Here is a 23,159-nt window from a genome sequence, read left to right on the forward strand (position 1 = left end):
TCCCCCTTTTAGGTTGATGCACTCAAAAATCATATTTGAATGAAATTTCTGTATAATCCGACCAGAAAAATTGACGTAATGGTTCACTATAGGATTTTACCCCTAAAATTCTTGAATAATAATTCTAGTTACCATCGCCAAGAGAAAGAAGATTAAAAACCTCCCATCCCTTGTAAAATTTTTTATATTTACCAGATAGGAGGTATTTCCAATGCTTAATTTATCCCAAATTAATCCATACACTCTTAACTTCTGTATAGTTTTGCAATGCATAAGATCCCATTTCACGACCAAACCCGGATTGCTTGAATCCCCCAAAAGGTGAAGCCGGATCTACCATGCTGTAGCAATTCACCCATACTGTCCCCGCTTTTAGGCGGCTGGCTATGTAGTGAGCATTTTTCACGTTCTCAGTCCATACACCTGCAGCCAATCCAAAGTCTGAGTTATTTGCTCTGGCAATTATTTCATCCATGTCGTCATAAGGCATGGCAACTACCACCGGGCCAAAAATTTCTTCTTTTGCTATTCTCATATCATCACTGACGTCTGAGAAAATAGTTGGTTCAACAAAGTATCCCTTTTCCGAGCTTCCACCACCAGCGGCGACAGTCGCTCCCTCTTCCTGACCGATATTAATATAGTTGACAACACGATCTTGTTGCTCTTTTGAAACAAGTGGTCCCATTTCAGTGGTTGTATCCAACCCATGGCCTTGCTTTACATTTTTGGCATAGTTGACAAGTTCGGACATAACATTGTCAAATTGCTTTTTCTGGATAAAGACGCGCGAGCCGGCGCTGCAAATCTCTCCTTGATTGGCCATGATTCCAGTAAAGACCCCAGGTGCCGCTTTTGAGAGATCAGCATCGGGAAGGATGATATTTGGCGATTTGCCTCCAAGTTCCAATGTTACGCGCTTCATAGTATCGGCTGCATTTTTCATGATCATTTTTCCTACTGTAGTTGAACCAGTAAATGCAATCTTGTTTACATCCGGATGTTTTACGAGAGCATCGCCTGCTGTCTCCCCGAAACCCGGGATAATATTCACCACTCCAGGCGGGAACCCTGCCTCTTCAATCAGCTCCGCTAGATATAATGCAGTTAACGGCGTCTGTTCAGCTGGCTTTAGAACGACCGTACATCCTGTGGCCAATGCCGGGGCTATTTTCCATGCAGCCATCATAAGCGGGAAATTCCATGGAATAATCTGTCCAGCAACCCCGACCGGCTCATGCCTCGTATAATTAAGGAAAGGCCCTGAAACAGGGATTGTTTGTCCCATTACTTTGGTCGCCCATCCTCCAAAATAACGGAACTGCTCAATAGTATTTGGAAGGTCAGCCATCTTGGCTTCATTAACTGGTTTACCATTGTCCAAGGATTCCAATTGTGCAAGCTCTTCTTGATTTTCTTCAATCAGATCAGCAAGTTTAAACATCAATTTGGCTCTTTCAGCCGCACTCATTTTAGACCATGGACCATCTTCAAATGCATTTTTTGCCGCTTTTGCCGCTTTATCAACATCTGCTGTATCCGCTTCACTTACTATTGCCAGCACTTTTCCTGTTGCCGGATTATAAGATTCAAAAGTTTTTCCGGAAGCTGCCTCGACAAATTCTCCATTGATATACAATTTCTTTGTTCCCTTTAAAAACTCTTCCACTCTCGGGTTTAAGCTAACGGTTGCGGTATCCATTTATTTAATCCTCCTGAAAATAAAGGTTTGCTTAAAAGAGAGCAGCTTGCTCTCTTTTAAAGTGTTTTTTCAAAAGATGTTAAAGCATCATCAACAATGTTGATAATTTCTTCCACTTCTTGCTTATTAATGATCAACGGTGGAGCGATGGCTACAATATTTACTTGATGCTCAAAATCAGCAGCTCTCAAAATCAATTTATTATCAAAGCAATGATCTACTACGTAGCGTGCCGCTCTAATCGATTGTTCGAACGGAGTTTCAGTATCCGGATCCTGCATCAATTCAAATCCGGCCAATAATCCAACCGCTCTTGTTTTTGCGAGATGACGGTGGTTTTCCTCCAGGTATTTGAATCCTTTTTTCAATTCCTTTTCCATCTCGTTTACATTCTGTAAAATGTTGTTCTTTTCAAGGAAATCCAATGTTGCCAATCCGACAGCACAAGCTGTGGGGTGTCCACTGTAAGTAAATCCGTGTCCAAGTATTTGATCATATTGGACCAGTGTATCTCTAATTTCTTTATTTAACAGAACTGCTCCCAATTGTGCATAACCGCTTGTGATTCCTTTGGCAACACACATTACATCAGGTACAACATCCCAATTTTCGACACCAAACATTTTTCCGGTTCTGCCGAATCCGCAAATCACTTCATCCGCAATAAAGAGGATATTGTTTTCTTCACACAACTTTTTGACTGCTTGCAAATAGCCTTCTGGCGGAACATGAACTCCACCTGCCCCCTGAACAGGTTCCATTATTACGGCTGCAATCTGATCCGCGCCCGTTTTTTCTATCATACTTCTAATACTTTCATCATAATCAGGGGCAGTTTTGTCACCAAGCTCACAATTCGTCAAATGCGGTTTAGCATGAAGGATATCCATATCCTTTGAGCCGGAGAAGTTATGGAATCCTATGATTCCGGTCGCAGACCCGGTGGAAATCGTAGCACCATGATAGCCGCGTTTTAAAGAGATGATCTTTTTCTTATCAGACAAGCCTTTCATGTCCCAGTAATGCCTTACCAGCTTAAATGCAGTTTCATTGGACTCGGATCCGCCTGATGTGAAGAACACTGCACTTAAATCCCCTGGAGCCACAGAAACAACCTTTTCTGCTAATCGGATAGCGTTTTCATTTGAATAGCCGTAAAAAGAAGAACAGTATGGAAGTCTATTCAATTGCTCATATGCGGCGTCCGCAAGTTCTTTTTGACCATATCCCAGATTTACATTCCATAACATGGATACCCCGTCTATATATTCATTTCCATTTACATCTTTTACCCGGATTCCTTTACCTTCAGAGAAGATAATCTTCGGTCCGTTTTCTATGAAGTCCTTGGGAACGGTTGTTGGATGGATAAAATATTCTTTATCTATTTTGCTGAGGTTATCAATATTGGTATTTTGTTTTACGATATTTGTCATTTAGTACTACCTCCTAAAGATCAAGTAATTGATTTTTTCAGGTCTGAAATTTTGCTGACTCTAAAAAATTTCACCTCCTTAAAAAGGTTACAAGGCTATCAAACTATGTTACTTACATTTTCACTATCTTCATCCAATTCCGCCGTCAACTCTTCAAGCGGGGTTGTTTCAAAGAGAGGTTTTTTCATTACAAACTTGACCCAGATGGCAGAATAAATAATAGTCAACGCTAAAAACAACAACGAATATTTATAAATTTCCCCTTGTATAACAGGGTCAGGGTGCATATTAAACAGTACGTAGATCATCCCCATAATTCCTATCACTTGAAAGGTTATACCCAATGGGGATTTAAATGACCTTCTGGCATTTGGATACTTGATACGCAAAATGATTACATCCACATGGGCAATAATATAGGTAACTACCCAGCAGAAGCATCCTGCCAAAATAAATGTCACGATCGTTTCACCAGTGGTTATTCCCATCAGCAAAAATATAACGAAAAGCATGCACAGTGTGATAATAGCAGCATATGGAGTACCGAAACGGCTTGTCTTCCCAAATATTTTTGGCAGCTGTCCATTTAACCCCATTCCGTAAAGCATCCGAGAGATAGAACAAATCAAGGTGTTTAGTGTACTTGTGGTCGCAATGATAGCAACAAGTCCCATCCATGTTTGTCCAGGCCTTCCCAGCATGGCGCTTGCAAAGTCAACATGTGGTGATGCAGACTCTGCCAAAGTTCCCAATGGAACGTATTTAACTGAAGCAAGTCCAAAAAGGATATCTGCGATCAATATTACAAATAGACTTAACCCCATTGCCAATGGTATATAAATTTTTGGTTTTTTAATTTCTTCAGCAAGAGGTGTAACAAATTCAACCCCTATAAATAACCAAATGGCCAAGGCTGTCAATCCAAATACTCCCCATCCCATTTCATTGAATTTAAAGGATGTTTCCACCGGTTCTCCGGATACTCCTGTGCCGGTCAATCCCATAATTCCAAGGACAATTGTTGAACCTATTAAAATCATTGTCAGTACAATTTGGGTCCAACTGTAGGCTCTGATTCCCAAAATATTGATTACACCTAACAGTGCCGTAATTGCGATGGATACCACTGTTGGATGCAGCCACGGAGCAAATACATCAGTAAATATTATCCCTGCAATCCCGGCTTCTGCACTTCCGGAAAAAATTGTTACAAGCACGTAGCCGCTGATGACAGATATCATACCTATAAACCGCCCCATGGCTGGAAGTGTGTAATGGTTTATTCCTCCGGCAACAGGAATCATGCCTGATAACTCAGCAAAAGAAAAGACCACAAAAAGATTTAAAATCAAAGCTGCAAACATCGCTATGATAAAACCTTTTCCACCAGCACCAAACCCTTGTCCCAAGGAAACAAGTGCACTCGAGCTGACTACAATTCCCACACCAGTTGCTACTGCAGCTCCAAGTCCTAATGTTCTATTTAACTGTTGACTCATAAATAACGGTACCCCCCGTTTTTCTCAAATAGCAAAACTGCTCTCTCATGGAATTTATCGCCGATTCTCTTATGGTGGGTACATTTTTATGCCTGCTGGCCATTCCATTTAAACCATTTGATATCGCTTCCAAATCCGAACAAAGGTGCACTTTACTTTTGATTTGAATGTTTTCCCTTTTTATCACCACTCATTTCGGAAATTATCCATATGTATTCTTAAATAGAATCTAAATCATCGTCATTTATTTGTCAATATTTAAAATAGTTTTTCTTTTTAAATTTCTACATTTTTATTCTTTTATCATTACAGGTTTGTTTTTTCTGCAAAAATCTTGTCGATATTTATAATCCCATGCAACAGAAGGTTGGCAGCTTTCTCTATATCTTCTGGCGTGCTATATTCCTCCGGACAATGGCTTTTTCCATCAATACTTTTTACAAAAATCATGCATGCTTTGGAGATGGAGGCCATATGTGCTGCATCATGGACAGCCATGCTTGGAAATCTTATAAATGGCTCTGACATATCTCTGGCTGTTTTCTCTAATATCGATACGATCTCTCCATCCATCCTTAACGGGGCTTGTTTAACCATCAGATCCTTCTCAAACCTTACTTTTCTTTTTTCAACAATTTGATTCCATTTGTTATCTATCAGTTGAATCACTTTATCCATGCGCCACTGGTTTTCACTTCTGATTTCCAAGACAAAATTCACTTCGCCTGGAACAATGTTCACAGCGTTGGGATAAACGAATAATTGACCAATTGTTCCAACCAGGTCTGTCTCGTCTTCATTACAAATTGATTCTGCTGCTAAAATCATTTCTGATGCTGCACTTAGGGCATCGAACCGATGATTCATCATCGTTGTTCCCGAATGGTTCGCCTCTCCTTTTACTTGCACCATCGTCCGGTAAACCCCTACCATATCTTCAACAATTCCGACAGCAAGGTTCTTTGCTTCCAACCTTTTTCCCTGTTCTATATGAACTTCAACATAAGCTTTTTTTTCTTTCCGGGCTTTACTTAATTTATTTAATTCTCCTATTTCACCGCCGGCCAACTTGACGGCATCCCTCAAAAAAACTCCCTGGGAATCACTGACTTGATTTAAATCCTCTACCCCCAGCTTTCCCGCGAATGTTTTACTTCCCAAGGTTGATAAACCAAAATCGTTCGACTCTTCCGCTGTAAATGAAACTATTTCAAGGTCATGCGCAAGAGTAACTTTGTTTTCTATCAATGTTTGAATAACTTCTTTCGCTATGAGTACCCCCACAGCACCATCGTATTTTCCACCATTAGGTACTGTGTCCAAATGTGACCCAATGACGATGCTCCCACTCTCATTAGAGTGACCTTCCCATTTTCCCCATATGTTTGCTATCGGATCTATTGTAACTGTTAGACCCATCTTTTCTAATTCATTTGTAAACAACTTCCGTACTTCTATATCCGCCTTAGAAAAACTTGGTCTTGTAATCCCACCCATAATATCTTTTCCATATTGGCCGTATCTTTCAATATCATCTAACAGTCTTTGACGGTTAATCTTCATTCTCAAACCTCCGCCCAAAAGATCTTGTAACTTCAATAAGATGGGTTTACTGATCCCCTAAAACTCCATAGGATGGGGCTGCCTCTGGAGTAACTGCCCTGATCCTGTAATCTTCAGCTTGTGGTCCATATATCTCCCAAAGCTTTTTCAAATCTTCAAGAGGATTGTCGCTGTAATCTACTCTAAGATCGACATAAGGGAATGAATCATCCTTATAGATTAAAAGACCAATGGATCGTTCCTGATCTAATTCGCCGCCCATTTGAAAGCCTTTTTCAATCGCTAAAATCAGTCTTTCAGTAAAAGGAAGCCCTTCCGTCTCTAGAAACTTCCGCCCCATTTTCTCAGGAATACTCGGATCACTCAGAAGGTTTCCAATACTTGCAACGTTATGATCTCTGAATTCCCCATGAACCCCCAGTGCCTTTTTTCCGGTAAAAACCGCTGAATTGCCTTCTGCATCAACGATAGCCAACTGACGGTACTCTGGAAATGGTGTAGACTCCTTCATTGCTTGTAAAGCATTTTGGGCGCCTAATCCATGCTCCAAAACTGTCAAGCCAATATTTGCTAATCTTGGATCCGTTACATTTTGAGTTAAAATAGCCCCAACGCCTTGTTTTGCCCAAGGACAACGGGCACCAACAGATGGGCTGCTTGACGTTACAACAACTCCCAACGCTCCTGTTTCTGAACACCTTCCGGCTACAGAGAATGTATTGGTGATCTTCATTTGATATCTCCCTTCCCTTTGTTGATTAATCAGACGGGAACCTCCCGCCTGATCCGATTATTTTTTACTCACTTACTACTGCCTCAACATCAATCTCCATTAACATTTCCGGCAATGCAAACCCGCTTACAATCAACCCAGTACTGCAAGGATAGACATCCTTAAAATGTTTGGCGATGACCGGGTAAACTTTACTGCGATCTTCCCGGTTCAGTATATAAACAGTGATCTTACATATATCCTTCACCGATCCGCCTGCTTCTTCCAACAATTGCTTAACGCATTTACAGGCCATTTCTGCCTGTGTCTCAACATCCCCTTCTCCGTGGAAGTTTCCATCCAGATCAAATCCTGTCTGCCCGCGTAAGAATATTCTATTCCCGGCACGAACAGCCATACTGAATTCATTATCGATATGATGTTCCGGTTCTCCTAATTCTGATGGATAAAAATTTTTCGTTTTAAATTTTCTGAACCTCTTAATATCAACCTTTTTAATTTCTCCAAATACTGACATTACGACTTCTCCTCCTAATAAATAGTTAGTTTTATATATTTATTGAGCGGATGAAAAAGAAGTTTCCTTCAACCAGCTCCAGTTTAAAAGGTTATATGCTTCATGTATCTTTCCTTGTGCAAATAAATTACGGATCCTCGTTGATGATATGACTTTTCCTTCTGTACACTTGACAGGTTCCAAAATGGATACCTTAAAATGCTTTCCCAAAGTATTAATATCTCCCTCTCTATTTCTGCCAAACCGAAAGTCATGACCTTCAAAGATCTCCCGAGGATTCAACTTTGTCAACTCCTCTAGAAAAGCTTCTGTACCTTGTGTCATGAATTTTGCATTGAATGGGGTGATAATCGTATGGTCAACCCCCATTCTTTCTAACATGGTTAATTTCTCATCCAATGGTGTTAATAACATTGCACGTTGAAAAAATACTTTTGGGGGCGGGTCAAATGTATAGACTACCAATGGAACTTCCATCTCCCTGGCTCTTCTCCTGGCATGAAGGATAAGTGTTTGGTGACCTTTATGCAGTCCGTCAAGAGCCCCAATAGTAAGGATGCACTCAGGCAGTTGCAAGCTGTTCAATTTATGAGTCTGCATAGAAAAGCCCCCTATCATGTATTTCAAGTATCACATTCCCTGAATGTATCCATTTAGCTTTTAACCAGGTCCGAACTTAAGTTAGCTGCTTTAATGACCAGTTCGCGATGTGGCGTCAAGTCATAGTTTTTGAATGCTGCTGCTGACTGTGCAAATGGCGGGCTTTGAGCAAAGAGTTCAAATGTTATCTGGTGGCCAGCCAATGAGGAATTTAATAAATCTCTAGCGAAGTATAGTAGTTTTGCTCTTTCTTCAGCGCTCCATTTACCTACCGAGTAATATCTGTAGATGTGATCCTTGATTTTTGGATCTCGCATTGTTGCCATATCAGGTGTTACTGCCAATTGCCCCCCCACTAATTCACGAGCTAAATGCGCCATTGCCGGGAAGTGCTTCAAGGCATAAATCCTTCCCGTATATAATAGAGATTGATTCGGCATCATTAGACCTCCGGCCGTTTCCTGTGCCTCTGCAACAGCAGCAGTTAGATGTGCATTGATTGTTTCACGGTAACTTATCAGCTCAGTGAGTTTTTCCTGAACAGAAGGAATTTTAGTTAAACCGGTCTGCTCTACATTCAACAACGCTACTCCTATTAGGTAATCGGCTCTTTTCAATATACGTAATACATAATTAAATGCAGAATAACGATGAACCGTTTCCCTAATATACTTGGCAGACTCCAAGGATCGATGAAACAGCACGTTTTCCCAAGGAATTAAAACATCATCGAAAATGAGCAGAGTATCAATCTCTTCAAATTTCGAGGAAATCGGGTAGTTTTCCGGGTCTTTTCCTGCCCCGACAGGAGAACGGCAAATATGTTTCAGACCGGGCGCTCCCATATCGCAAATGAAACCAACAGCATAGTTTTCCATATTGACACTAGAATTAGACCAATTGGAGATGGTTGGTTTGACAAAAGCCTGATTGGCATATGCTGCCGCTGTTTCAAATTTTGCCCCCCTTACCACAATCCCTTTCTCATTTTCATCAACAATATGAAGAAGTGTTCCACCATCTTCTCCGTTGATTAATTTGCTTCTGTCTCCTTTAGGATCAGTGTTTGCCGAAACGTGGAACAGATCCAATCTTGCAATGCGGTCAATATGGTTTCTAATATTCTCAGCATACGTAGGGTCAATTTCGTTCAGTCGATCTTGTGCATCATATAAAGACCACATTTCCCCAATTGTCTCGTCTCCTACACGATAAAACACTCCGCCAAGATCTTCTAAAACTGTGTCCACGTATTTACGAATTGCAGCAAGATCTTCTTTTGATTTCGGCATATGATAACCTCGATTTATCTCATCTCCATCCGGCAGTGTTACGGTGCAAATTTCTTTATATTTTTCCTCATGATTTATGTCATACATTCGTGCCTTTACATCGATGATTGGTTTGAAAGCGGGATGCTCCGTTATGTTGTAAACCCTTTCTCCATCAATATACACCTCTCTTCCATCATTGATTGATTCCTTATAGTCCTTACCTGTACGCAAAGCCATCTGATTGCCTCCTCTTACTATTAAAATTTATTTAAATACTTCCTCCTGCATTTCCGATCAAATATTTGCCTAGCTTTTTCGCTTCTTCGGTATGCTGTTGGATGATTTTTTTGGCTTCTTCTTTATCTCCGGCTTCATAAGCAGCCAATAAAAATATGTGATCTTGAGCCAGCTTGTTCAACTCATCATATGCCTCTCTGTTGTTAGTCTCCAGCGCCGCTCTTAAAGCACTGAACATAACAGCTTCGGCAGTCAGTCGACGGTATGATTCCAGCAGTGCTGCGTTTTGGGCCAAGGCGACAGTATAGTCATGTAAAGCTATATTGGCTTCGATATATTTATCCGGTTTCAGTTGAGAAGCGGTTTTTGGAATTGTCTCTTGTACCCGTTTTCTCAATTCTTCAAGTTCTTCTTCGGATAGTTTTCCAACTGTCTTCTCGATTGCTGCGACTTCTAAGACATTTCGTGTTTCCAGTGCATCATAGAGCATTTCTACAGTAAGCGGAGTAACAGTATAGTCACCATCCTTAGTTCGGTTCAATAATTGTTCTCCTTCTAGCTTTGCAAGTGCATAAAGAACTGGCTGGTTGGTCATATCAAGCAAGTCGACCAAAGAATTTACAGTAATACTTTCACCGGCTGTAAACTCCCGTTCCAGAACCTTTCTTTTAATTTCACGGTAGGCCCTCTCATTGTCATATGGTTGAAAGTGTCCAAACTTTCCGCGATAGTATGCCAATGGATGTTTATCTTCTGCACCGGCATGAACTACTTCAGCCAGAAAAACTGAGTGGGTTCCTCCTGTTACCTCCTTTACTACACGACATTCTAAATGGGCTAGTGCATCATTCAGTATTGGTGCCCCCAATTTTCCGTAGGTGATTTCAACGCCCTCAAACTTATTTGTGTTGGAGCGGGCAAATTGCAGTGCCAATTCTCCTTGTTCTGCATGAAGTATATGAACCCCAAAAACCTTTGACTTAGAAATCGCATGACATGTACCGGTGCTTTGATTTACGCAAACCAAAAGCATTGGAGGCTCCATTGATAACGAGGTTACCGCACTGGCCGTAATACCATAATCAACTCCTTCATGTTTAGTCGTGATAATTGTGACACCGCTTGCAAAATGACCAATCACATCCCTGAATAAGACATTGTCAACAGTTGGTATCCTGTTTTTTTCAGATATCATTGTATGCGTATTCCTCCTTTACTCAATTAAGGAAATATTCCATTTCTATTCCTTAAATACTAAAATAAAATGCAAATTTATCATTTGCTTGTTTGTACTTTTACCATATTCATATTTACGGTAAAAGTCTGTAAGTATTCTTTAAATAGACTATAAAATTGATTCTGATAATTGTCAAGGTTTTTTATTGTGTTTTTTTGCAGAATATAAAAATAGACGCTTTTCTTTAAAAACGCCTATTAACTATACGTTAGATTCAATTGAATCTAAGTTCTTCAATCTTGAATTGATGCAGAATCTAATCCGACCCTATATATTTTCCTTGGACGCCCCCTTGATGAAGGGGCCTCTTCACCAATGATTCTGGCAAAGCCTGTTTTAGTTAGATCATTTAGAATGCGCCTGGCATTCCTTTCAGTCATTTTTAACCAAACTGCCACATCGTTCGCTGTTACTGCATGCCTGCCTGTGTTTTTTTGAATGGAGATAATTTTATTAAATGTTGTAATAGACACTCCACTTTCTTTTAATTTTACACCAACTTCTTTGTTCTCATTCCGATAGCCAAAGCTGATGCTATGCTTATCACTTAAGGGCCCTTCGATTTTCCCGTTAAATTCAACAGCGAATGCACAGTATCCATCATAATTCTGTGCATGTGCTAACGCGAGGCGGGCATTTTCTTCAGCGGCAAGGGTTGTATCTCCATATCCAATTCCTATATTTGCAGGCAAATCCGTTATTAAAGCTAATTTTTCAAGTAATGAACTGCTTTGTTTGCCTATATTATCAAATGAACCCCTTGTTGAAAATATTATAAAAGAACCGCTTCCCAAAGGAACAAATGACCCTGATATTTCCTCAGTAAAAGTTAAAATAGCTGATTGTAATTCAAGATCCAGTCTATGAACATCGTAAGACATTAAATTTGATTGTTCGGATTTGTCCGCGTTTTTCACTTTGACCAAAAGAACAGTAATCTGTGATTGTTTAAAATGAAAGGCCGTCCAATACTGCAATGCCAATTTTATTGTTGAACGTATGTTTGCTCGTGTAGGTGAAATCCGGTAAACCGGAATCATTTTAGCCTTTAATTGAGCATATACGTCACTCAAACACGTAAAACATACTGATGCTACACCATCTTTATAATTCTTTTCGTGAAAATCTACAATTTCTTTTATTGGCGTATACCCTTTATATTCATAAAGTTGAACATCTACAGTAGGTATTTTTAAATCAGTGAAAGTTTCGGTAATATCCCGCCATTCAAGCATGTCTACACTTATATTCCCTAAACTTCTCTGATCTTTGTATCCACTCTCTAACAGCACTTTCATTAAACTAGAACTATTTAAATTTAAATAGAAGAATGGTTGTCTAGAAGAGCTTTTTTTTGCCAAAGTATATGGCGTAAGGCCTGAAAACACCCATAAATCCACCAAATGCTGATTCGTTTCTACTATTTCCCCCGTTTCAGAGGCATGGTTATACATAAAGTAGACAGGATCCAGTTCATCTTTATGTTCATCAGCAATCTGGCTGATAATGTTTAATGAGTCTTTTGGTCCGACAAATCCTATTCTCGTCTTCAATCCAACGACCCCCAAATCATAATATCTAAACCATTTTCCACTAAGAAACAAAATGTTTAGCCCATTGTGCAGTTTTAATTATATCACGAATCTATCCAGACACTGATTGCAAGCCTTCTAGTCTGATGTACATATGAATTGCGAAGTGATTCCAGTGTTTGAGACCTACAATCAACTTTCCGCTTGTTTAACCCCGTAGGGCCTGGTTAAAGAAATAATCCCGCATATTAAAGCTATCACGACAACTCCGGCACCAACATGCGCTGTACTAATGACTGAATGTGTATGCTCCAATACCACACCGCCAATTGCTGATCCCAACGATATTCCAATTTGCAGAGCTGAGTTGTTAATACTTTGTTGAATATCAGAAGCATCAGGATCAATTTGTATAATGTAGTTCTGTTGAGGAGGAGCAAGACTCCAGCTTAGCGCTCCCCATAGCAGCATGGCTACTAAGAATATTGGAAAAGAGAACGTTGAATATGGAAGCAAAAATAATACAATGGCAAAGGAACTAATGACTAGTAAAATACTTTTTTGAGACCCGATTCGATCAGCTAGCGTACCCCCAAATGCACCACCGAATACAGCTGAAAGACCAAACAAGAAATAGCAAATACTAATCCAGTATTGCCCCATGTTCAAGGTAGTTTCCAAAAAAGGGGTAAAGTATGCATAAAACGTGTAATGTCCGGCAAGCATAAACATGGTGGCCAAGTGTGCACTTGCCATCTTAACGCTGCCAAGAGATTTTATTTGCACAGATATGGGTTGAACTTCTTCAGTAGGAATGTTCTCTAAAAATACATAGATTAAAATAATAGATATGATTGAAAGAAAAGCAATCCCCAAAAACACAGTTCGCCATCCAAAATGATCCGTGATCAAGATTCCTATAGGCACGCCTAAGACAAGTGATGAGCTGATCCCCATATAAATAAACCCCAAAGCTTTCGCTCTATGGGCCGGATCAACGATTTTTGCAGCAATCGTTAAAGAAAGGACAACTACTAGGGCAGTACTCATAGCTGTTATAACTCTCGCAACCATCACTATAAAAAAGTTAGGGCTGAAGTATGTCATTACATTCCCAAGGAAAAATATAAATAAAGCCAAAAGATATAATTTTTTCCTTTCAATTTTTGCCGTCAATGATAAAAGGACAGGGCCGGAAATGGCATAAATAAGAGCAAACACAGTAATAAGCTGCCCGGCTGTGCCAAGAGAGACATTCAAGTCATCAGCAATAACAGGTAAAATTCCACCTACAATTAATTCGACCAGCCCTACTGCAATCGTAGATGCAGCAAGTATAAATACTTTAAAATTCATGAAAGCTCCTCCTTATACTTTTCGCCGCATATTTTTAAAAAAACAAAAAACCCCTGCCCACAAAAATAAGATTGCCATTTTTGTAGTCAGGAGTTATGGTTCCTGGTAGAGACCCTCAAACCAGATTATTGAGGTTATACATATTTGCGGTTATAAAAATTTTTCCTTTAATAATTTACCATATCTGTTCACATTTTTTCAAGTATGAGTTTACACTAAATTGCAAGTGCTGTACATTTTTGGTGGAGTTACCGGTTGTTTAAGTAAATATAATCGTTTTATTACCATGCACAATCACTTTGTTCTCCACGTGCCACGCAACAGCATGGGCGAGGACATGTTTTTCTACGTGACGGCCGGCAACTTTTAAATCATTTGCTGTATAGCGATGTGTAACCCGCAGTACGTCCTGCTCAATAATCGGGCCTTCATCAAGGTCGTTTGTTACATAATGGGCGGTTGCTCCAATTAGTTTTACTCCGCGGTTAAAAGCCCGTACATATGGGTTGGCTCCCACAAATGCCGGTAAAAATGAATGGTGGATATTGATGATTCGATTCGGGAACTTGGAGATAAATTCAGGTGAGAGAATTTGCATGTACCTTGCAAGGACAATAAAATCAACTTTTCCTTCCAATAGCTCCAACGTCCTCGCTTCTGCTTCATCCTTCGTTTCTACACTAACCGGTATATAATGATAAGGAATTCCTTCTCTTTCTACGATTTCTCTCAGGTCATTATGATTGCTGATAACCATTGGTATGTCCGCGTCTATTTCTCCTGATTTGACTCTCCATATCAATTCCATCAAACAGGAGTCCTGCTTTGTCACAAAAATGGCCATGCGCTTTTTTTCTCTTTTATTGTTTAACTGCCACTTCATATGATATTCTTCCGCAAGTCCATCCAAATCTTCCTGCAACTTGATATAAGAGGAATCAAAATCCGATAAATCAAATTCGATTCTCATAAAGACCATACCCGCTTTCGGGTCTGTTGTATGCTGATCAAATTGTACGATATTCGCCTGGTGCTCCAACAAAAAGTTTGATACAGTTGAAATAATTCCCGGCTTTTCTGGGCAGGAAATCAATAAGGTGGTCCTGTTTCTATTCTGTTCTGACTGCATTGCTTTTCCTCCGTTTATTTTTAAATTAATCCGTTTTGCCTATGCGTGAATCTCCATTCCGGTAACTGCCAGAGCAGCTTCGGCCATGGCTTCGGACAAGGTCGGATGCGGGTGTATGGCCTCAGCAATATCCATTGCTGTCAAATTGAAGACTTGTGCCAAACCCGCACCGGAGATCATTTCCGTTACATTTGGCCCAACCATATGTACGCCTAAAACTTGTCCTGATCCCTCTTCCACTACAAACTTGACAAATCCGTCTGAATTGCCAAATACAAGTGCTTTTCCAACAGCACGGAATGAGAATTTGCTTGTTTTTACATAGAAGCCTTCAGCTTTCGCCTGATCTTCCGTTAATCCTACACTTGCGGCTTCAGGATTGCTGTATACACATTTTGGAACAAGAATGGGGTCGAGCTTGGCCGGATAGACTCCCGCCATATGCTCAACGGCAATCATCCCTTCATGAGAAGCCACATGAGCCAACTGCAGTCCCCCAATGACGTCACCGATGGCATAGACGTTAGGCACATTTGTCTGGTAAAACTCATTCGCTTTGATAAATGCCCGGTCCATTTCAACATCCAAAATATCCAATCCAATATTTTCTGTATTGGGGATACGGCCGACCGATACGAGAATTTTTTCAGCCACAAAAGACTTTATCTCACCTTTATGTTCAGCACTAATGAAAACTCCGTCCCCTTTTTCCAATGTTTCTGGAAGAACTTTGGCATGTGTTACGATTTTGACTTTCTTCTTTTTCAATAGACGCTGTATTTCTTTTGAAATGTCCCGGTCTTCCGTTGGCAGAATGCGGTCTTCATATTCAATAATCGTAACATCCAATCCAAAATCCGAAAACATGGATGCCCACTCAATGCCAATTACACCGCCGCCCACAATGATAATAGATTTTGGAAGATCTGTCATTTGCAACGCTTCATCTGAAGTCATCACATATTTCCCATCCGGTTCTAGACCCGGCAGGCTTCTTGGGCGGGATCCTGTTGCTACTAAAATATTTTCGGCTCCTAAAGTTAGCGTTCCATCCCCTGGCCTCTCAACTACGACAGAGCGCGGTCCTGCAATCCTCCCCATCCCTTCATAAACATCAATTTTTCCTTTTTTCATTAAATGCTGGACACCTTTAAAAAGCTGTTCCGTAATTTGTTCCTTCCTTGATTGGGCTTTTGAAAAATCGATGCCACATTCCGGGACAACAACTCCAAACTTTTCCGCGTTTTTCGTATTGGCATAAACTTCCGCGCTTCTTAATAATGCCTTGCTAGGTATACAGCCCGCATGTAAACAAGTTCCTCCTAATTTTGCTTTTTCCACAACGGCTGCCTGCAGGCCCAATTTGGAGGCCCGAATAGCCGCTACATATCCTCCAGGCCCTCCGCCGATAATAACTACATCGTATATCTTTTTCACTTCCCATCTTCCCCTCTTATCTAATATTTATTATTTGATCTCGATCGCACAGGCACCTGAGGAAAAACTGTCTCCAATAATAAAACCATTTTCCTCTGTGTAATCTATTTGTGTTTCATCGTCCAGGTTACGCATAGTAAATCGGTCCATTCCGATTTGAATGCCGTTATACTCAATCATATGATCGTTTCTCCTCGGCTCATCCACTATGAACTTGTAGGACATCGACATACCGCAGCCTCCGGTAATATCCACATCTATCCGCGGAATTTGCCCTGCTTTTATATCCATTATTTCTAATTTCTTCAGAGCTGCCTCCGTCAACGTAATAACCATTGTTATCCCTCCTGCCTTTCATATGAAAGCGAAAGCTCTCCTAACAAAGCCTCGTTCGTTTGCTGGAATTGAATTTATCGTTCTGCCTTTTATTTAATCCGCGAAAATAGGATTAATTGCGAAGATGCTGGCCCTCCGTCTACCTATGTTTCATAAAAAAACAGAAAAGGGTGTTGTTCCCTTCTCTGTCCTTGTACCTGAGAGTTTAACCCTGATTTTCGAGGTTTTCTCCTTTGGTGGCGTTTAACAGATCACGCTCTCCAGAGTTGCGTCCGAATGTGGTTCTTCTGCCTGAGAGATTTGTTCCAAGGGGTTTTTTGGACCTTGCTCCTTCGGCGGCTTATTAAAAAGCGCTCTCCCACAATCTTCACCCGCTATTTTTTCCATTGAAGGCATTAAGCTCTTTTTAGACATGGTTTTCCTAAAATCTTTTTCTTCATTTCCTCACCAGTAGGGGTAGCAGCCAAACCACCAAGCGCAGTCTCCTTCAGCGATCTGGGCATGCTTTTTCCGATATCGTACATCGCTCCAATGACCTCATCAAATGGAATACGGCTTTCCAATCCGGCAAGAGCCATTTCAGCTGATGTAAAGGCAATCGATGTACCGATCACATTCCTCTTTATGCAAGGCACCTCTACGAGTCCTGCCACCGGATCGCACACTAGCCCAAGAAGGGATTTGAGAGCCATGGCTCCTGCATGTACCGCTTGTTCCGGTGTTCCTCCCCTCATTTCCACAATTGCCGCTGATGCCATAGCTGTCGCAGATCCCACCTCTGCCTGACAACCGCCGGCAGCTCCGGAAATAAAAGCACGGTTGGCAATCACATACCCTATTGCGCTGGCTGTGAACAACCCCATCACAAGCTGATCAAAAGGAATATCGGTATTTTCCTTCAGGGCAAAGATACAGCCTGGCAGTACTCCTGCCGACCCTGCGGTAGGAGTAGCCACAATGACCCCCATCCGTGCATTCATTTCAGAGGTGGCAAATGAATACTTCATTGCATCGATCATCAGACCCCCTACCATGTAATTCCCTTTTTCTCTATACTTTTGCATTAAATACGCATCACCGCCTGAAATACCGCTCGGAGTTGGCGATGGGTCTGTAATTCCATTTTCTACTGCCTCTTTCATTTTATGGAGTCGTTCTTTCATCATTGCAAAAATTTCATTGCTGCTCTTCCCTGTCTTTTGTTTTTCAGTCTCGATCATCAGCTCGCCTATCGTCATTTCTTTTTCCTGACAAAGCTGAAGAAGTTCTTTAATAGTCTGAAAATCCATCCCTATCATCTCCGCTCCTGAAGAAGATACCTCTGTCTTATAGACTCAATATCAATCTTGGAATTTAATAATATATCCGCTGACTGTCCATTGATCAGGAAAATTTTCGAGACTCCTCCTCCCAGGGAAACGCCTCCAATTTCTATCGTATTGGCCTCATTTTTCATATCTATTAAAAGCGTATTAGGATGTTCATAGTATGGACAGTTCTCTTCAAGTTGAAAAGACACATTCATTCTCTGCTTATCTGCCAGCTCGAATGCATGCTTGATTCTGGGGTTATCTGTTTCAAGCCCCAACAGTCCTCCCACGATGGCCTTATCCGTTCCGTGGCCCTGATATGTTTCGGAGAAGGAATCGAAAAATGTTATATTCACAGAATCCGGAATCCCGCCAAAGAGATCGTGTCCGAACTTCCCGATCGATACAACCCCTGCAGTATGGGAGCTGGAAGGACCAACCATAATGGGTCCAATTATATCGAAGCAACTGTTAAAAACCATATGAATGCCTCCATATCTACCTAACCAGTATTTTTTGATAAAGAGGATACGAATCACATAACTTACTGATATTTTCCTGCACTCTCTCTTTGACTTCAGGTTCACCTTTGCTTTTTAAGATATCTGCAATATTTCCAGCAATAATTTCCATATCCCTTTCATTCATTCCACGCGAAGTAAGAGCAGCTGTTCCGATCCGGATGCCGCTTGTGACAAAAGGGCTTTCGGGATCATACGGGATCGTATTTTTATTGACGGTCATGCCCGCTTCTTCCAACAGGTGCTCAGCTTCCTTTCCAGTGAGTCCCCATGGTCTGACGTCCACTAAAAGTAGATGGTTATCTGTTCCGCCGGAAACAATGGCAGCCCCCGCTTTTTTCAACGATTCCGCGAGTGTTGATGCATTGCTTACCACTTGAGATGCATAGGTTGTAAAACTCGGGTCAAGGGCTTCCTTGAATGCTACAGCCTTCGCCGCAATCACATGCATCAGCGGTCCGCCTTGAATACCGGGGAAAATGGCCTTATTGACCCCTTTCATGATTTCTTCACTGTTTGTCAGAATTATTCCTCCGCGTGGCCCCCGAAGTGTTTTATGGGTGGTACTTGTAACAACATCCGCATAAGGGACCGGAGATGGGTGAAGTCCTGCTGCAACAAGGCCGGCAATATGTGCCATATCAACCATGAAAAAGGCCCCGACTTTATCAGCAATTTCCCTGAATTTTGCAAAATTGATGATTCTTGGATAGGCACTCGCCCCGGCTATAATCAACTTGGGACGTTCCTGAAGAGCGATTCTTTCCACTTCCTCATAATCAATCAAATGATTATCCTCTCTCACCCCATAAGACACTACTTTAAACCATTTCCCAGACATGTTGACTGGGCTGCCATGCGTCAAATGGCCACCATGGGACAAATTCATTCCCATAATCGTATCACCTGGTTCAAGCAGCGAGAAAAAGACTGCCGTATTTGCCTGGGCTCCTGAATGGGGCTGAACATTTGCATATTGAGCACCAAATAGTGCTTTTAAACGGTCGATAGCCAAATTCTCCACAAGATCAACATGCTCGCAGCCGCCGTAATAGCGTCTCCCGGGATATCCTTCCGCATATTTGTTCGTTAGGACTGACCCCATTGCTTCCATTACATCTTCACTGACAAAGTTTTCAGATGCTATCAGTTCAAGTGACTGATCCTGTCTTTTCCGTTCTTCCTCGATGGCTTGAAAAACTTCAATATCTGAACTCACCAAACTCATTGTTTCATCCTCCTTTTTTTCCTACCCGCCCCTGCCATAAAAGAAAACACAAAAAGGACAGGGGAAAGATAGATATCCATCTACCTTCCTCTGTCCTGTTACCTGAGAGTTTAACTTCATAAAGAAGTATTCCCCTTGGGTGGCCTGAATAGGCTCTCTCCAGAGACGCGTCCAAACGCGGTGCTTTTACCTGAGAGATTGGATCCCATGGTCTTTTTGGGACTTGCTCCTTCGGTGCTAAACTAATTGTTTAGTCTCTCCCGCGATTATCATTCGCAAATATTCTGCTTTTTCTAATATATCTCAACTCTAAATTTATGTCAACACTGTGAACGAAATAATGAGTAAAACTTTTTAGCTTGACACCTTCATAATGGACGGGATTCTTTTCAAGAGACGCTTGATTGACTTATTTGATTCATGTAAAACAAGGTCTTTATCGACTGTTTTAACAGTCCCGCTTTCCATTACGATCCTTCCATTAATAATCGTAGCATCCACATCCGCCCTTGTGGCAGAGTAGACGATTCTGGAAATCGGATCAACCTCAGCAGATGGGAACGTATGGAATTTGTTCAGGTCGAGAATAGCGATATCCGCTTTTTTTCCGATCTCAATGCTTCCTATTTGATCTTCAAGTCCAACAGCTTTTGCACCGCCAATAGTTGCCATTCTGAATATCGTCTTTGCGTCCATGATCGTTGGTCCATGAATCGGCTTTTGAATGAGTGATGCCATTCTCATTTCATTAAACATATCAAGATTATTATTGCAAGGTGCACCATCTGCTCCAAGACTAACATGAGCTTGAAGGTCGAGCATATCGGGTACATCTGCAATTCCCGAAGCGAGCTTCATGTTGGAATTCGGGCAATGGCTCATTTTAATACCGCGTTCTTTGATGATCCGTTTTTCTTCATCATCCAGCCATACACAATGCGCCAAAATCAGATTCTCATTTGCAAGGCCGATATGATCAAGATAAACGATATTCCTCATCCCTCTTTGCTGTTCAACAATTTCGATTTCCTTTCTATTTTCCGATGCATGAGTATGGACTTTGACATTATAGTGATTGGACAGATCCCGTACTTCTATCAACAGTTCTTCTGTACAGGAAACAACAAATCTTGGGCAAAAAGCATATTGGATGCGTCCGTTATCATATTGATTCCATTTTTCCAAGAGGTCAACACTTTGCTGGATGGACTTCGCCGTATCCTCCAGCAAAAGGTCAGGGACATCGTCCCCCATATCCATCATCACTTTCCCAGCAAGGCAGCGGATACCACTTTCAGCCATTGCCTGGAAGGCGGAATCTGTATGGTTAACGGTTTCCATATCTACGATGGTCGTTGTACCGCTTTGAATCAATTCCCCTACACCAAGCATGGCTGAATAATAGCTTGATTCTTCGTCATGTGAAGCTTCCAGCGGCCAAATTCTTTTTTGCAGCCAATCCATCAACTCCAAATCATCGGCCTGACCTCGGAACAATGTTTGGCAAAGGTGGATATGCGTCTGGATAAAGCCTGGGATAACTGTCTTACTCGTAGCATCAATCACCCGATCAGCCTGATCCCCGAGATCTTTCCCTATTTTTTTTATTTTATCATCCACAATAAACAAATCCCCTTGGATAATCTCCTCCTGGGCGTTCATCGTGATGATCTGCGCATTTTTAATCAGAATGCTGGGCATACCGCTTACCTCTCTCTTTTTATAGATTAATTGACGCTTTGCTTTTATCTTTAGAGAATCTCACCGCTAACTCCTTATAAAAATCGATGGACCTTAAGTAAGCTTGGATATCAACGTTTTCATTGGGCTGGTGGGCAAGACTTTCATCACCGGGTCCGTAAATCAACGTTGGAATCCTGCTCTCGGGATTTAATACAGCGGCATCCGTATAATAAGAAACACCATATAACGAATCTTGCTTTTTCAGTTCTAATGCCAAACTGATCAGTTTGCTGGATTTATCAGTTAGGATAGCCGGCCGATCCAATTGCATGTTGACAGAATAATCCGGGGAGCCTTCTGTAGAAAATAATTCGTTCAAACTATTTTTGATTTCCATGAGTAATCGTTCGTGGGATTGAGGAGGAACCGATCTGATATCCACAGAGATGCTGCACCGGTCCGGAATGACATTCGTTTGGACTCCCCCATTTATTTTGGTTATAGCGAGACTGCTTTCACCCAGTGGTTCAGCGGAATTCTTCCACTTTTCCTTTAATGAACTCAATACATCTATAACCTTGTTCATCCATTCAACCGCATTGATTCCCTTATCCGGCATGGAACCGTGCGCTGTTTTACCAAGTGTGACAATCTCAATCCACAAGGCACCTTTATGCCCAACGACGACTTTCTCTTTGGTCGGCTCACCAATCACCAAAGCTTCGACATTTTCCATCGTCTGATCTGCTAGGTATTTCCTTGCACCGCAGCTATCGACTTCTTCTCCCGCGGTAGCCAAGAATACAACTTCCTTTGGAAGCCTTTTGCCTTCTTTGATTAATGACTCAACAGCCAAAAACATTGCCGCAAGACCGCTTTTCATATCAGAAGCTCCGCGGCCGTACATCTTGTCTCCGACAACCTTACCGGAGAACGGAGAGTACTTCCATTGCTGTTCACCTGGAAGTACTGTATCCATATGGCCGCAAAAGACCAGCTTCCCGTCTGTTTCTCCTTCTAAGCGGATTTCAAAATTGCTCCTGCCGGGTTCAACTTGGGTAATTTGATAGGGAATGCCGGCTGATTTACATCTTTCAGCCAGCATTTTTGATACTTTATCTTCATTACCAGGAGGGTTGGAGCTGTCAATTTGAATCATTTCCTGTAAGAAACGGACAGCATCCATCTAAATCTTCTCCACAATTTGCATTTTAAGAGAGGTCACTTTAAAACCGTTCACTGGGGCCATATCCTGTGAGCACGTTGAGCAGGCAATGACCACTTCTTCCAATGCTTTCAACCTGACGTAATCTCCAGGCTTTGACAACGGTTCTTGAATCTTATAATCCCCCTGGTCGTCCAATACATTATTCATGAAGAAGTTGATCGGATCCGGAACAGGCTCATTTCCCAACCCAAATGACTCCAACGCTTTCTTCAAATTGTCATGACAATTGGGGTGATCTTCCATGTCAAAATCAATTTTATAGCGATAGTAGTCACATGCAGGGAAAAAGAAATCATGCTTTCCGACTGTATCTTCGACAAAAGTCATCAATGGGCGGCGCCTGTTGCTGTATAAGGCATCTCCCGGCTTCAAGCGGATGCTGCTGAGGGAAGCCCTCATATGAACAGGCGAAACAAACTCTTTTGGATCATTTCTATTGAAACAAACAAAATCACCGACTTGTTTTCCGTCCATATCAATAATGATCAGTTCTTCACCTGGTTTTAGCAATGCGCTCCTTCCCTCATACGGGGGTATGATAATCTCTTCCCTGATTCGCTCCCGTGCTGAATTCACCATCATTCCACACCTCTTTTTCGCA

At 41.4% G+C, this 23,159-nt stretch carries 20 protein-coding genes and 5 riboswitches; all 20 genes read right to left on the minus strand.

All coding sequences use genetic code 11. The annotated features are described in order from the left end of the window. Window positions 1–220: 220 nt before the first annotated feature. The gene (locus tag C509_RS0113290; RefSeq protein WP_018707433.1) at window positions 221–1,702 is read right to left on the minus strand and encodes an aldehyde dehydrogenase family protein; all 1,482 of its coding nucleotides are present in this window, start codon (window positions 1,700–1,702) and stop codon (window positions 221–223) included. 56 nt (window positions 1,703–1,758) lie between these two features. Beyond that, window positions 1,759–3,138, minus strand: a complete 1,380-nt coding sequence (locus C509_RS0113295) for an aminotransferase family protein (protein WP_018707434.1) — start codon at window positions 3,136–3,138, stop codon at window positions 1,759–1,761. Between the two features lie 98 nt (window positions 3,139–3,236). Continuing rightward, window positions 3,237–4,637, minus strand: coding sequence for an APC family permease (locus tag C509_RS23955; RefSeq protein ID WP_018707435.1), 1,401 nt, complete (start codon window positions 4,635–4,637; stop codon window positions 3,237–3,239). A gap of 306 nt (window positions 4,638–4,943) precedes the next feature. Further along, a complete protein-coding gene (locus tag C509_RS0113305) occupies window positions 4,944–6,200 on the minus strand; it encodes a Zn-dependent hydrolase (protein ID WP_018707436.1) in 1,257 nt (418 codons plus the stop codon). A 46-nt stretch (window positions 6,201–6,246) separates the two neighbouring features. Next, on the minus strand, window positions 6,247–6,933 hold the full coding sequence (locus C509_RS0113310; RefSeq protein WP_018707437.1) for a DUF1028 domain-containing protein: 687 nt from the start codon (window positions 6,931–6,933) through the stop codon (window positions 6,247–6,249). Between the two features lie 64 nt (window positions 6,934–6,997). Beyond that, a complete protein-coding gene (locus tag C509_RS0113315) occupies window positions 6,998–7,450 on the minus strand; it encodes a RidA family protein (RefSeq protein ID WP_018707438.1) in 453 nt (150 codons plus the stop codon). Between the two features lie 39 nt (window positions 7,451–7,489). After that, window positions 7,490–8,050 (minus strand): FAD synthetase family protein, encoded by a 561-nt coding sequence (locus tag C509_RS0113320; RefSeq protein WP_018707439.1) that lies wholly within the window; start codon window positions 8,048–8,050, stop codon window positions 7,490–7,492. Between the two features lie 53 nt (window positions 8,051–8,103). After that, window positions 8,104–9,561, minus strand: coding sequence for a 4-hydroxyphenylacetate 3-hydroxylase family protein (locus C509_RS0113325; protein WP_018707440.1), 1,458 nt, complete (start codon window positions 9,559–9,561; stop codon window positions 8,104–8,106). A gap of 31 nt (window positions 9,562–9,592) precedes the next feature. Next, a complete protein-coding gene (locus tag C509_RS0113330) occupies window positions 9,593–10,756 on the minus strand; it encodes a flavin reductase (protein WP_018707441.1) in 1,164 nt (387 codons plus the stop codon). A gap of 275 nt (window positions 10,757–11,031) precedes the next feature. Then, complete coding sequence (locus C509_RS0113335) at window positions 11,032–12,351, minus strand: helix-turn-helix domain-containing protein (protein ID WP_018707442.1); 1,320 nt, start codon at window positions 12,349–12,351, stop codon at window positions 11,032–11,034. 171 nt (window positions 12,352–12,522) lie between these two features. Continuing rightward, entirely contained in the window at window positions 12,523–13,686 is a 1,164-nt protein-coding gene (locus tag C509_RS0113340; protein WP_018707443.1) for an MFS transporter, read from the minus strand. Between the two features lie 63 nt (window positions 13,687–13,749). After that, a riboswitch (purine riboswitch) is annotated at window positions 13,750–13,848 on the minus strand. Between the two features lie 97 nt (window positions 13,849–13,945). Continuing rightward, complete coding sequence (gene purU, locus C509_RS0113345; protein ID WP_018707444.1) at window positions 13,946–14,815, minus strand: formyltetrahydrofolate deformylase; 870 nt, start codon at window positions 14,813–14,815, stop codon at window positions 13,946–13,948. Between the two features lie 39 nt (window positions 14,816–14,854). Beyond that, window positions 14,855–16,252, minus strand: a complete 1,398-nt coding sequence (lpdA, locus tag C509_RS0113350; protein ID WP_018707445.1) for a dihydrolipoyl dehydrogenase — start codon at window positions 16,250–16,252, stop codon at window positions 14,855–14,857. Between the two features lie 30 nt (window positions 16,253–16,282). Further along, window positions 16,283–16,588 (minus strand): HesB/IscA family protein, encoded by a 306-nt coding sequence (locus C509_RS0113355; protein ID WP_018707446.1) that lies wholly within the window; start codon window positions 16,586–16,588, stop codon window positions 16,283–16,285. Between the two features lie 176 nt (window positions 16,589–16,764). Next, window positions 16,765–16,857: riboswitch (glycine riboswitch) on the minus strand. Then, window positions 16,858–16,959, minus strand: a riboswitch (glycine riboswitch). It abuts the riboswitch before it with no gap. A 24-nt stretch (window positions 16,960–16,983) separates the two neighbouring features. Then, window positions 16,984–17,877 (minus strand): L-serine ammonia-lyase, iron-sulfur-dependent, subunit alpha, encoded by an 894-nt coding sequence (gene sdaAA, locus C509_RS0113370; RefSeq protein WP_026319851.1) that lies wholly within the window; start codon window positions 17,875–17,877, stop codon window positions 16,984–16,986. 5 nt (window positions 17,878–17,882) lie between these two features. Next, a complete protein-coding gene (locus C509_RS0113375) occupies window positions 17,883–18,380 on the minus strand; it encodes a serine dehydratase beta chain (RefSeq protein ID WP_018707450.1) in 498 nt (165 codons plus the stop codon). 16 nt (window positions 18,381–18,396) lie between these two features. Next, the gene (gene glyA, locus C509_RS0113380) at window positions 18,397–19,647 is read right to left on the minus strand and encodes a serine hydroxymethyltransferase (protein ID WP_018707451.1); all 1,251 of its coding nucleotides are present in this window, start codon (window positions 19,645–19,647) and stop codon (window positions 18,397–18,399) included. Window positions 19,648–19,735: 88 nt separating this feature from the next. After that, window positions 19,736–19,812, minus strand: a riboswitch (glycine riboswitch). A gap of 3 nt (window positions 19,813–19,815) precedes the next feature. Then, window positions 19,816–19,920, minus strand: a riboswitch (glycine riboswitch). Between the two features lie 81 nt (window positions 19,921–20,001). Next, window positions 20,002–21,348, minus strand: coding sequence for a 5'-deoxyadenosine deaminase (locus C509_RS0113390; protein ID WP_018707452.1), 1,347 nt, complete (start codon window positions 21,346–21,348; stop codon window positions 20,002–20,004). 19 nt (window positions 21,349–21,367) lie between these two features. After that, window positions 21,368–22,516 carry a M20 family metallopeptidase gene (locus tag C509_RS0113395; RefSeq protein ID WP_018707453.1) on the minus strand — a complete coding sequence of 383 codons (1,149 nt, stop codon included), beginning with the start codon at window positions 22,514–22,516 and terminating at the stop codon, window positions 21,368–21,370. Next, window positions 22,517–23,140 (minus strand): DUF1989 domain-containing protein, encoded by a 624-nt coding sequence (locus C509_RS0113400; RefSeq protein ID WP_018707454.1) that lies wholly within the window; start codon window positions 23,138–23,140, stop codon window positions 22,517–22,519. It abuts the gene before it with no gap. Window positions 23,141–23,159: the final 19 nt, after the last annotated feature.

The sequence above is a fragment of the Siminovitchia fordii DSM 16014 = CIP 108821 genome, assembly GCF_000374565.1.
GTDB lineage: Bacteria > Bacillota > Bacilli > Bacillales > Bacillaceae_C > Siminovitchia > Siminovitchia fordii.

Bases quoted from the DNA above. Each gene is read 5' to 3' on its own strand.
- C509_RS0113290 (WP_018707433.1), bottom strand. From the start codon at position 1,702: ATGGATACCGCAACCGTTAGCTTAAACCCGAGAGTGGAAGAGTTTTTA.
- C509_RS0113295 (WP_018707434.1), bottom strand. From the start codon at position 3,138: ATGACAAATATCGTAAAACAAAATACCAATATTGATAACCTCAGCAAA.
- C509_RS23955 (WP_018707435.1), bottom strand. From the start codon at position 4,637: ATGAGTCAACAGTTAAATAGAACATTAGGACTTGGAGCTGCAGTAGCA.
- C509_RS0113305 (WP_018707436.1), bottom strand. From the start codon at position 6,200: ATGAAGATTAACCGTCAAAGACTGTTAGATGATATTGAAAGATACGGC.
- C509_RS0113310 (WP_018707437.1), bottom strand. From the start codon at position 6,933: ATGAAGATCACCAATACATTCTCTGTAGCCGGAAGGTGTTCAGAAACA.
- C509_RS0113315 (WP_018707438.1), bottom strand. From the start codon at position 7,450: ATGTCAGTATTTGGAGAAATTAAAAAGGTTGATATTAAGAGGTTCAGA.
- C509_RS0113320 (WP_018707439.1), bottom strand. From the start codon at position 8,050: ATGCAGACTCATAAATTGAACAGCTTGCAACTGCCTGAGTGCATCCTT.
- C509_RS0113325 (WP_018707440.1), bottom strand. From the start codon at position 9,561: ATGGCTTTGCGTACAGGTAAGGACTATAAGGAATCAATCAATGATGGA.
- C509_RS0113330 (WP_018707441.1), bottom strand. From the start codon at position 10,756: ATGATATCTGAAAAAAACAGGATACCAACTGTTGACAATGTCTTATTC.
- C509_RS0113340 (WP_018707443.1), bottom strand. From the start codon at position 13,686: ATGAATTTTAAAGTATTTATACTTGCTGCATCTACGATTGCAGTAGGG.
- purU (WP_018707444.1), bottom strand. From the start codon at position 14,815: ATGCAGTCAGAACAGAATAGAAACAGGACCACCTTATTGATTTCCTGC.
- C509_RS0113355 (WP_018707446.1), bottom strand. From the start codon at position 16,588: ATGGTTATTACGTTGACGGAGGCAGCTCTGAAGAAATTAGAAATAATG.
- sdaAA (WP_026319851.1), bottom strand. From the start codon at position 17,877: ATGGATTTTCAGACTATTAAAGAACTTCTTCAGCTTTGTCAGGAAAAA.
- C509_RS0113375 (WP_018707450.1), bottom strand. From the start codon at position 18,380: ATGGTTTTTAACAGTTGCTTCGATATAATTGGACCCATTATGGTTGGT.
- glyA (WP_018707451.1), bottom strand. From the start codon at position 19,647: ATGAGTTTGGTGAGTTCAGATATTGAAGTTTTTCAAGCCATCGAGGAA.
- C509_RS0113390 (WP_018707452.1), bottom strand. From the start codon at position 21,348: ATGCCCAGCATTCTGATTAAAAATGCGCAGATCATCACGATGAACGCC.
- C509_RS0113395 (WP_018707453.1), bottom strand. From the start codon at position 22,516: ATGGATGCTGTCCGTTTCTTACAGGAAATGATTCAAATTGACAGCTCC.
- C509_RS0113400 (WP_018707454.1), bottom strand. From the start codon at position 23,140: ATGATGGTGAATTCAGCACGGGAGCGAATCAGGGAAGAGATTATCATA.